This is a genomic window from Roseateles sp. (assembly GCF_036404855.1).
Taxonomy (GTDB): Bacteria; Pseudomonadota; Gammaproteobacteria; order Burkholderiales; family Burkholderiaceae_C; genus Pelomonas.
Genome location: NZ_DASWYS010000228.1, coordinates 1 through 10,008, shown reverse-complemented (window position 1 = coordinate 10,008; position 10,008 = coordinate 1). Strand labels below are relative to the sequence as shown.

General features: G+C 65.1%; 9 protein-coding genes and 1 pseudogene. 8 read left to right on the top strand and 2 right to left on the bottom strand.

The genetic code is table 11. The features are described 5' to 3' along the window. The coding region (locus VGF12_RS15240) for a protein kinase domain-containing protein (RefSeq protein WP_331176894.1) at positions 1-411 on the bottom strand (411 nt) is incomplete at its 3' end. Positions 412-457: 46 nt separating this feature from the next. Here VGF12_RS15240 and VGF12_RS15235 point away from each other — a divergent pair. The 8 genes and pseudogenes from VGF12_RS15235 (at position 458) to VGF12_RS15200 (ending at position 9,226) form a co-directional block, all read left to right on the top strand. Then, the gene (locus tag VGF12_RS15235; RefSeq protein ID WP_331176893.1) at positions 458-1,372 is read left to right on the top strand and encodes a YicC/YloC family endoribonuclease; all 915 of its coding nucleotides are present in this window, start codon (positions 458-460) and stop codon (positions 1,370-1,372) included. Positions 1,373-2,248: 876 nt separating this feature from the next. Then, positions 2,249-3,337, top strand: a complete 1,089-nt coding sequence (locus VGF12_RS15230; RefSeq protein ID WP_331176892.1) for a Fic family protein — start codon at positions 2,249-2,251, stop codon at positions 3,335-3,337. Positions 3,338-3,414: 77 nt separating this feature from the next. Further along, entirely contained in the window at positions 3,415-3,717 is a 303-nt protein-coding gene (locus VGF12_RS15225) for a hypothetical protein (protein ID WP_331176891.1), read from the top strand. 2 nt (positions 3,718-3,719) lie between these two features. Continuing rightward, positions 3,720-4,877, top strand: coding sequence for a hypothetical protein (locus VGF12_RS15220; protein WP_331176890.1), 1,158 nt, complete (start codon positions 3,720-3,722; stop codon positions 4,875-4,877). 8 nt (positions 4,878-4,885) lie between these two features. Next, positions 4,886-5,673 (top strand): annotated as a pseudogene (locus VGF12_RS15215) (TOTE conflict system archaeo-eukaryotic primase domain-containing protein); the annotation flags it as partial. A gap of 39 nt (positions 5,674-5,712) precedes the next feature. Next, positions 5,713-7,296, top strand: a complete 1,584-nt coding sequence (locus tag VGF12_RS15210; protein ID WP_331176888.1) for a DEAD/DEAH box helicase family protein — start codon at positions 5,713-5,715, stop codon at positions 7,294-7,296. A gap of 455 nt (positions 7,297-7,751) precedes the next feature. After that, positions 7,752-8,357 carry a type IV toxin-antitoxin system AbiEi family antitoxin domain-containing protein gene (locus tag VGF12_RS15205; protein ID WP_331176887.1) on the top strand — a complete coding sequence of 202 codons (606 nt, stop codon included), beginning with the start codon at positions 7,752-7,754 and terminating at the stop codon, positions 8,355-8,357. Then, complete coding sequence (locus VGF12_RS15200; RefSeq protein WP_331176886.1) at positions 8,354-9,226, top strand: nucleotidyl transferase AbiEii/AbiGii toxin family protein; 873 nt, start codon at positions 8,354-8,356, stop codon at positions 9,224-9,226. Before VGF12_RS15205 ends, VGF12_RS15200 begins: the two co-directional genes overlap by 4 nt. 276 nt (positions 9,227-9,502) lie before the next feature. Here VGF12_RS15200 and VGF12_RS15195 read toward each other — a convergent pair. Continuing rightward, positions 9,503-10,008 (bottom strand): ChaN family lipoprotein (locus tag VGF12_RS15195; protein WP_331176885.1); only part of this gene is annotated, 506 nt, incomplete at its 5' end.

The following is a 10,008-nucleotide window of genomic DNA, read 5'->3' as shown; positions in this document are numbered from 1 at the left end:
GCGGAACACCTTGTCGCGCTTCATGTCGCGCGCGGTCACGATGAAGTCCTGCAGCGTGTCGCCCTGCAGGTAGTTCATGACCATGTAGACGGTCTCGTTCTCGCGCAGGAAATTCAGCACCGACACGACGCTGGGATGCGAGATCTGCGCGAGCGAGCGGCCTTCCTCGAAGAAGCTCTTCAACCCCAGCCGGTACAGCGGCTGCTTCTCGGGCTTGACGCGGGGCGTCAGTTCGCCCGGCGAGCGCTCGGCCAGCGACGAGGGCAGATACTCCTTGAGCGCGACCAGGTGGTGGTCGGGGTCCTCGGCGAGGTAGACCACGCCGAATCCGCCCGCCGCCAGTCGCTTGATGATCTGGTAGCCCCCAACCACCGTGCCTGCGGGCAAGGGCGCCGGCTTCGGCTTGGACATAATCGCGCTTGAGTCTCTTAGTTAACGTCTGTTCTGCGAGTGCGAAATGCCAGTCTACAGCATGACCGGGTACGCCAATTCCCTGGCCCAGCCCCCTAAAGCCGAGGACGGCAACACTTCCATACAAGCTTCCGTCAGCGTCGAGCTGCGGTCTGTCAATGGTCGCTTCCTGGACCTGTCCATGCGCATGCCTGAGGAGCTTCGCGGGCTGGAGCCGCAACTGCGCGAACTCATCGCGGCCCGCTTCAAGCGCGGCAAGATCGAGCTGCGCATCAACACCCAGCGCGAGGCCGAGGGCGGTTGGCCCCAGCCTCAGCCGGAACAGCTCAACCGCCTGGCCAATCTCGAGGCCAAGGTGCGCGCCTGGATGCCGCAGGCCGCGCCGCTGTCCGTCCACGAAGCGCTGAACTGGTGCAAGAGCGGCTCGGCCGTGCCGGCCCAGCTCGACGCGGCCACCCTGGAAGCTGCCCAGGCCTGCGTCCAAGGCCTGGCCGAAGCCCGCGAGCGCGAGGGCGAGAAGCTGGTCGCCATCCTGGCCGAGCGCATCAAGCGCCTGCGCGAACTGGCCGACGAGGCCGAGCCCCTGCTTCCGGCCGTCGTCGCCCGCCAGCAGCAGCGCTTTCTGGAGCGCTGGCAGGAAGCGCTGGCGGCCACTGGCGCCGCCAGCAGCGTGCCCCAGGAGGCCTTGCAGGAGCGCGCGCTGAACGAGGCCGCAGGCTTTGCCATTCGCATCGACGTGGCCGAGGAGCTGGCGCGGCTGCGCGCCCATCTTGACGAATTGACGCGCCTGCTGAAGAAGGGCGGTGAACTCGGCAAACGGCTGGATTTCCTGATCCAGGAGTTGCATCGCGAAGCCAACACGCTGGGCTCCAAATCAGCCGCACTGGAGCTCACGAACATCTCCGTCGAGATGAAGGTCGCCATCGAGCAGATGCGCGAGCAGGTGCAGAACATTGAGTAGTGCCCCATCCGGTGCCAGGCCGTCCCAAATTTCCGATTTCCCCGCCGCTTTCTTCAGCTTGGCGACCCACGCCGTCCCAATGGCGTGCTCATGCAGTGCCATCCCGTCCCACCGAAGCCCATGTGTTTTGGCGGGTAAATCGTTGAAGACGATCCCCTGACAGCCCTGCGTGGGTAACCGTGCGTGCCGTGTGCAGGCCGGGCACCGTGCCGCCGGCTGCGGCGGTAGGACGCCCCTCCCCTTGCGCCCGGTTCCGCTCCCTTATCTGGTCGCTTTTGCGTGGCGCTTGCCGACGGGCTGTTGCGCTCCTTCAGCGCCGCGGCACCACGCCGGCCGATGACCAGCCGAAGCAGTGCTTGGCAGCTTTGACTGAGCTCAACCCCGTCAGGATCTGCTGGAGACACGGCACAGGTCCCGATCCGGGAGGCATCGGGACGGACGCGACGGCTGAAGCTCGGCCAGTCGGAGGTGACGATCAAGTACGCGCCACGCTGGATGCTGGCCCTGGGGCAGGGCCCCGCGGGGGCCGCGGTTCGGGCCTTCGCCTGGATGGGAGCGCCCCACGTCCACGAGTCGCTGGTGACGCTGCGCCGGACCCTTCAGGAGGCTGAGTGGCGGACTCAGGCCGCCCATCGAGCAGCACTCCCGTCGTGGATGACCAAGGCCATCGGCGAAGCGGCAACTCGCGACTGCCCCCTCGCCCTGAGCCCCGACGAAAGTCTCGGAACTTGACCGCGAGCGCGCCGGGCGACCTGCCTTGTAGAGAAGGAGGCCTGCGCGCCGGAAAGGAATGGGTGTAAATGGGTCAAAGAATGCGCCAAGCCCTCGTCGGGCACGGGAAATTATTGGGTGTTATTGGGTGTACTATTGGCACCAATGATCCAATCCCAGACTGTCCAGATCACCCCGGAGATCCTGAGCCTCATCGCAGGCATCGATGAATTCAAAGGGGCATGGCGCGCGCTCGGCACGCTGGCGCCAGATCGGCTATCCGCACTGCGCCGAGTCGCCACCATCGAGAGCATCGGCTCATCCACTCGAATCGAGGGCAGCAAGCTGTCGGACCGTGAGATCGAGCGCTTGCTGTCCAACCTGCAAATCAAGTCGTTCACGACGCGTGACGAGCAAGAGGTTGCAGGCTATGCCGAGGTCATGGAACTCGTGTTCTCGTCGTGGCAGGACATTACCCTGACCGAAAACCACGTCAAGCAACTGCACCGCGACCTGCTGACCTACAGCGAGAAGGACGCGTGGCACCGCGGCAATTACAAGACCTCTACGAACAGCGTGGTCGCCTTCGACGAGGACGGCAAACAACTTGGCGGGGTGTTCGAAACCGCGACACCCTTCGACACGCCGCGCCTGATGACCGAACTCGTGACTCATTTCAACGATGAGCGCGCCACGCCGGGAGCAGGACCGCAACTTCATCCACTGCTGCAGATCGGCATCTGGATCGTCGTCTTCCTGGAGATCCATCCCTTCCAGGACGGCAACGGCCGACTGAGCCGCGTGCTGACCACCTTGCTGCTACTGCAGGCCGGCTATGCCTATGTGCCGTACAGCTCGCTCGAAAGCGTGATCGAGCACAGCAAGGAGGCCTACTACCTTGCGTTGCGGCAGACGCAGGGAACGATTCGCACCGAAACTCCGAATTGGCAACCCTGGTTGCTCTTCTTCCTGCGCGCGCTGGCCGAACAGGTGCGCCGTCTCAACCGTAAGGTCGAGCGCGAGAAGCTGGTGCTGGCCGCACTGCCCGAGCTGTCGCTGCAGATCGTCGAGTTCGCGCGGGAGCACGGGCGCATCACGATCGGCGATGCGATCCGGCTGACCGGCGGCAACCGCAACACGCTCAAGCAGCATTTCCGGGCGCTGGTCGAGCGTGGTCACCTGGGCCAGCACGGCGCCGGCCGTGGCGTTTGGTACGAGCTGGCCTCGCCGCCCACAGACGCCGGCAAGGCATAGCCGTCGTGGCACAGAACCCATTCGCCAGCCGTTGGCGCATCGTCTGGATGTCCGGCTGGGATCAGGACTACGTGGACATGGACGAGCCCGGCCACATCACGTTCGGCGCAGGCCGCTCCGGCAGCTTTCAGTTCGGATTGGTACAGGCACAGATGGACTGCAAGCTCAACGCTCAGCAGAGCAAGCGCATCCAGTTCACCTGGCACGGCTTCGACGAAGGCGACGAAATGACCGGTCGGGGGCACGCGGAGATCGTGGGCGATGAATTGCACGGCCATCTCTACATTCACCTCGGCGACGATTCCGCATTTCGTGCCGTCAGGCCGGCAACCGCCGCGCGCAAGCCGACACGCCAGCGCAAGCCACCTGAACCTCGTTGATCATGCGCGAGTACCAGTACTACGAATTCGCGGCCATCGACGGGCCGCTGACCGACACCGAGCTCGCCGAGTTGCGCGCCGTCTCCACACGCGCCGACATCACCCCCTCCAGCTTCGTCAACCACTACGCGTGGGGCAATCTGAAGGCCGATCCGGCCGACTGGATGCGGCGCTACTTCGACGCCTTCGTCTACACCGCCAACTGGTGCAGTTGCCGACTCGCCCTGCGCGTGCCGCTGGCCACGTTCTGCAAGTCCGAGCTGAAGCCCTTCACGTCACGCCATGCCCTGACGTTCGAGGCCAACGAATCACACTGGATCATCGATTGGTCGCTCGACGACAGCGAGAACCACGAGCGCCTCGACCTGGACGACGGCAGCCGCTGGATGCGTCGCCTGGCGCCACTACGCGACGAACTGCTGCGCGGCGACCTGCGTCCGATCTACCTGGGCTGGCTGGCTGCGGCCAGTCTGGACGGGTTCCGGGACGACGTGTTGGAACCGGAAGTGCCACCCGGCTTGTCGGCCTTGTCCGCGCCACAGCAAGCGCTGGTGGAGTTCCTGGAGATCGATCCCGACATGCTGAGCGCTGCCATGGCGGGGAGCGGCCGGGCTTCCCAAGACAACGCCGTGTTCGACGATCGCATGGATGCTTGGCTAGAGGAATTGCCGCGCGACGATATGACGGCGATTCTGAAGCTGATCGCGCAGGGCCATGGACATGTCGCTGAGCGCCAGGTCAGATCACGTCATGCAGCCTGGCTCAAGGCTCAACGACCGTCGCCTGCAGCCGCTGCGCCACAGCGCAGCGTGGGTCAACTGCGCGAACTCGCCCGATCGGCGTCGGGCGTCCGCCGGGCACATGAAGCCAATGAGCGCGCGCGACGAGAGGCCGAGCACCGCCAGCAACGCGAAGCGACCCTGCGGCGGTTGATGGCCGACGTGGACAAGCGCTGGGCAGTGGTCGATGCGCTGGCGCAGCGCGGGTCGGCCTCGGGCTATGCGCAGGCAGTTCGCGCCTTGACGGAATTGGCGGAGGGCTACGCGCTCGTCTCCAGCCACAAGGCCTTTGACCGCGACCTGCGACGCCTGCTGGTGCGTCATGCCGCACGGGGCGCGTTGCTGCGCCGGCTTTCAGAAGCGGGGCTGTGGTCAGGGTGAGGCTTCCGATGACGACTGACCGTGGCGACGAACTCGCGCAGGAAATGGCATGGCTGCGCGCCGAGAACTCCCGGTTGACTGGATTGCTGGACGCGCATGGCATCGCTTGGCAGGTGACCAAACCGGCGACCACGTCAGCACCGGCCGCGGTGGTGACGCCCTTCACCACCGACGAGAAGGTCGCGCTCTTTCGCCGCCTGTTTCGTGGCCGCACGGACGTCTACCCCGTGCGCTGGGAAAGCAAAGCGGGCAAGACTGGCTATTCGCCTGCATGCGCCAACGAGTGGCGGGCGGGCGTCTGCGAGAAGCCGCGGATCAAGTGCGCAGATTGCGGTCATCGGCTGCTGGTCCCCTTGACCGACCAGACGATCTACGACCATCTCGCCGGTCGACACACCGTCGGTGTCTATCCCCTGCTGGAGGACGACAGTTGCCATTTCCTCGCGGTGGACTTCGATGATGCCGAGTGGCGCAGCGATGCTCGGGCCTTCGTCCAGTCCTGCCGTGACCTCAGCGTGCCGGCCGCGCTGGAGGTCTCCCGCTCCGGCGAGGGAGCGCACGCATGGGTGTTCTTCTCTTCGAGAGTCGCCGCGCGGGATGCTCGCCGACTTGGGACGGCCATCATCAGCCACACCTGCGCCCGCACCAGGCAACTGAAGCTCACGTCCTACGACCGGCTGTTCCCGAACCAGGACACAATGCCCAAGGGCGGCTTCGGCAACCTGATCGCCTGCCGCTGCAGAAGCTACCGCGCGAAAGCGGTGGCAGCGTATTCGTCGATGACGGGCTACACCCCCATGCGGACCAATGGGCCTTCCTCGCCTCGGTCCCGACCATGGCAGCGCACGACATAGAGCCAACGATCCTGCGCGCCACCGGTAGCTCGCATCCGCTCGACGTCACCTTCATTGCTGAAGAGGACCAGCAGGAGCCCTGGAAACGCACCGCAACTGTCGGGCAGCGCTTGGCCGGCAGCATGCCCGCGTCGCTGACCGTGACCTCGGCCAACTTGCTGTACTTTGACAAGGCTTCTCTGCCGCAGGCGCTGGCGAACCGCCTGATCCGTTTGGCAGCATTCCAGAACCCCGAGTTCTACAAGGCGCAGGCGATGCGTCTGTCAGTGTGGAACGAGCCGCGCGTGATCGGCTGCGCGGAGAATTTTCCCAACCACATCGCCCTGCCACGCGGCTGTCTGGATGCCGTCGAAGAGCTCCTGCGCGACAACGGCATCCGCTGTGAACTGCGCGACGAGCGGTTAAGCGGTGAACCCTTGGATGTGAGCTTCGCCGGCAAGCTGCGCTCGGACCAGGAGCAAGCGGTCGCCGCCATGCTCCATCATGACACCGGCATCCTGTGCGCGCCGACAGCGTTCGGCAAAACAGTCACGGCGACGGCGTTGATCGCCCGCCGAGGCGTGAGCACGTTGGTGCTGGTCCATCGCACCGAGTTGCTCAAGCAGTGGCAGGAGCGGCTGCAAGCCTTCCTGGGCGTGGGCAAGGGTGTCATCGGCGCCATCGGCGGCGGCAAGGCCAAGCCGACCGGCCGGATCGACATCGCCGTGATGCAGTCCTTGTCCCGGCAGGGCGAAACGAACGAGATCGTCGAGAACTACGGCCAAGTCATCGTCGACGAATGCCACCATCTCTCGGCGGTCTCGTTCGAAGCCATCATGAAACGGGTGCGGGCCAAGTACGTGCTCGGGCTCACCGCCACGCCGATCCGGCGCGACGGACGACAACCGATCATCTTCATGCAATGCGGGCCCATGCGGCACACGGCCGCCCGGCCGACGGGCGCACCTCAGTCCTTGGACGTGATCCCCCGCTATCTGTCGGCCCACATCCGGCTACCTGCCGATGCCGGCATCCAAGATGTCTTCCGACACATCGCCAATGACGCCGGCCGCATCCAGGCTATCGCGAACGAGGTTGCCAGCGCTTTCGAGCAGGGACACAAGGTGCTAGTCCTGACCGAGCGGACCGACCACCTTGGCGCCATTGAAGCGATGCTGGCGGGCCGGGTGTCGACGCTGTTCACGTTGCATGGCCGCATGTCGAGGAAGCAGCGCACGGCCCTTGTCGGGGAGCTCGACGCTTTGCCGCCGGACACGCCACGCGTACTGCTGTCCACAGGCAAGTTGATCGGCGAGGGATTCGACCACGCACCACTGGACACGCTGGTGTTGGCCATGCCGATCTCGTGGAAGGGCACGTTGCAGCAATATGCCGGACGACTGCACCGCGAGCATGCGGACAAGACACGTGTGCGCGTCATCGACTTCGTCGACGCGGGGCACCCAGCCCTCCTGCGAATGTGGGACAAGCGCCGGCGCGGCTACCAAGCCATGGGCTATCGGATTCCGTCGACCGACACCGGCGCCCATCTGGCTTTCGATGGGCAGACAGACGACGCCGACTGAACCCGCAGCCCGCATCTGCAGCAGAGGGGCCACTGGTACACTTTCTTGTCGCGCTTCGCTGAGGCGGTCAGCCTCGAAAAAGTCCCATCACGTGTCACCAAAGCTCATGTTTCGTGTGGGGTACTTCGTGGGGTTTTCGATCAGCATGAGAGCCGGGCTCCATAGGGATCAACCACTTGGCCTCGACCCCGAGGTTCAGGTGCAGAACATTGAATGATGCCCCATGCGGGGCCATGCAGACCCAAGTTCCCAATTCACCCGCCGCTTTACCCGCCGCGCTTCAGCGGCTTGGCAATCACCCCGAGAGCGAGTTCATGACGCTCACCTCGTCGTACCAGCGGACGTCTCTCTGTTGATTTCATCCGAAACCTGACCCCCGGTCAGTGCGTGCGGTCGCTTGCTGAGCGTTCATTTTGTCGTCGATTACAATTATCTGACGTATAAATGGAACAAACGTGCCGCCGCGATCTCATCCTCAGCTCGTCCTCGAGCTCGCGCGGACCAAAGGACTGGTTCGCGCGGGCGATCTGGAGGTGCTCGGCGCGCCGCGAGTCGTGCTCAGCCGGCTTGCCGCCAGCGGGCAACTGGAACGAGTCGGGCGTGGCCTGTATCGCCTTCCCGAGGCCGACGTGTCGGAGTTTCTGGGTCTAACCGCGGTCGCGATCAAGGCACCGCAGGCGGTGTTCTGCCTGCTCACCGCGCTGCAGTTCCATGAACTGACGACACAGCTGCCGCGCCGGGTCTGGATCGCCATGCCACGCGGCAGCCATGCTCCTCGCATCGAGCATCCCCCGATCAAGATGGTCCAGTTCACCGGAGCGAGCTACTCCGAGGGCGTTGAGGCCTTCGAGCGTGATCAGGTGCAACTGCGCGTCTACAACGTCGCCAAGACCGTGGCCGACTGCTTCAAGCACCGCAACAAGATCGGCCTGGACGTGGCCCTGGAGGCGCTGAAGGACGCCCTGGCCCAGAAGAAGGCTTCGGTCGACGACCTGTGGCACTACGCAAAGATCTGCCGTGTCTCCAACGTGATGCGCCCCTACCTGGAGGCGCTCACGTGAGCAAGGATCTTTCCGCTTCGGTTCGAGCGCGTCTGCTGAACCTGGCTAAGGCCGAAGGCTCGGACTTCAACGGCGTGTTGGTCCGGTACGCGCTCGAGCGCCTGCTGTACCGCATGAGCTGCTCGACGCACGCCGACAACTTCCTGCTCAAGGGAGCGCTGTTGTTCGCGCTTTGGTACGACATGCCACACCGGCCGACGCGCGACGTAGACCTGCTGGGCTTTGGCGCCAGTGATCTGGCGTCCCTCGAGCAGACCTTTCGGGAGATCGCCTCCATCGAGGTCGACGACGGCATCGTGTTCGACCCGGCTACGGTGACGGCGCAGGAGATTCGCAAAGACGCAGGCTACGCCGGCGCGCGGATCGTCTTCACCGCCGAGCTTGCGCGAGCCAAGTGCAAGGTGCAGGTCGACGTCGGATTCGGCGACGCGGTGACGCCGGGGCCTGTGCACGCGACATACCCCGTCTTGATCGCTGACTTCCCCGCTCCGCAGCTGCGCACCTATCCGGCCTACAGCGTCATCGCCGAGAAGCTGCACGCCATCGCGCTTATGGGCATAACGAACAGTCGCATGAAGGACTACCTCGACCTCTGGGTCATGCTTGATCGCGAGACCTTGGACCCGGCCTTGATGGCAAGGGCGATCGCTGCGACCTTCTCGCGTCGAGACATGGACGTGCCCGCCAAGCTGCCGGTCGGACTGACCGATGAGTTTGCGGACGATCCGACCCGCGTGGCAATCTGGAAGGCATTTCTGCTCAAGAACGAGATTCCGCCAAAGCCGCTGCCCGACATCGTGCGAGACCTCGCTACCTGGCTGCAAGATCCGCTAGATCGGGCGCGCAAGCTCTCCGACGACGCTCGATAGGCTGCCCGAAGTGGTTCGCAAGATTGCCTTCGCTTGATCTTGTCTGGGGCTGTGGCTACCTGCTCATACCGTGTCGCCAAAACTCAAGTTTGCTGGCGGATTCACTGGCGGGTTCAGAGGGGCCTCTGAGTAAATCTCGATAGAGAATCAACTGCTTGGAGCCGATCCCGAGCTTCAGGTGCAGAACATCGAGTACGTTGAAGGGCGCCGCCGTGAAGCGCACGAATCCTGCGGGGGTTTTTCAGGGGACGTCGAGGCCTTCTCGCCAGGCCGGCGTCAGGACGCCGGCGCGGAGGCCGGCGTTGCAGCCGGCGGCGTGGCACGCTGGCGCATCTGCTGCTTGAATGCCTCGCAGGGGTCGCCACGGCCGGTGGGCGCGGCGGTCTGCCAGACGTAGGTGTAGGGCTGCCCCGCGGACTGGGCGCCGCCGTCCGTGAAGCCCAGGCTGACCACGCGCGCGGCCGGCTGCTGCTGGCGAGCCAGCTGCGCCACGCCGTAGTCGTCGCGCACGTGACCGTTGCCGGCCAACAGAACGGCCGGCCTGCCGTGGCTGCCGGCGGCCTGCTGCAGCGTGGTCCACATGGCCGCGTCGCGCACGCGCTGGGCCCAGCGCATAGCCACCAAGCGCTCGCCGGCCAACATGCCGCAATGGCCCTTGACGAGGTCGGCGTCCAGCGCGGCGCGGCCCGCATCGCCCAGCGGTGCAGCACGCAGCAGCGGCGCCAGGTCGGCCGGCAGCGCGGCCTCGCCCTCACGCGCAACCTGGCGGGCCTGGTCGCGCG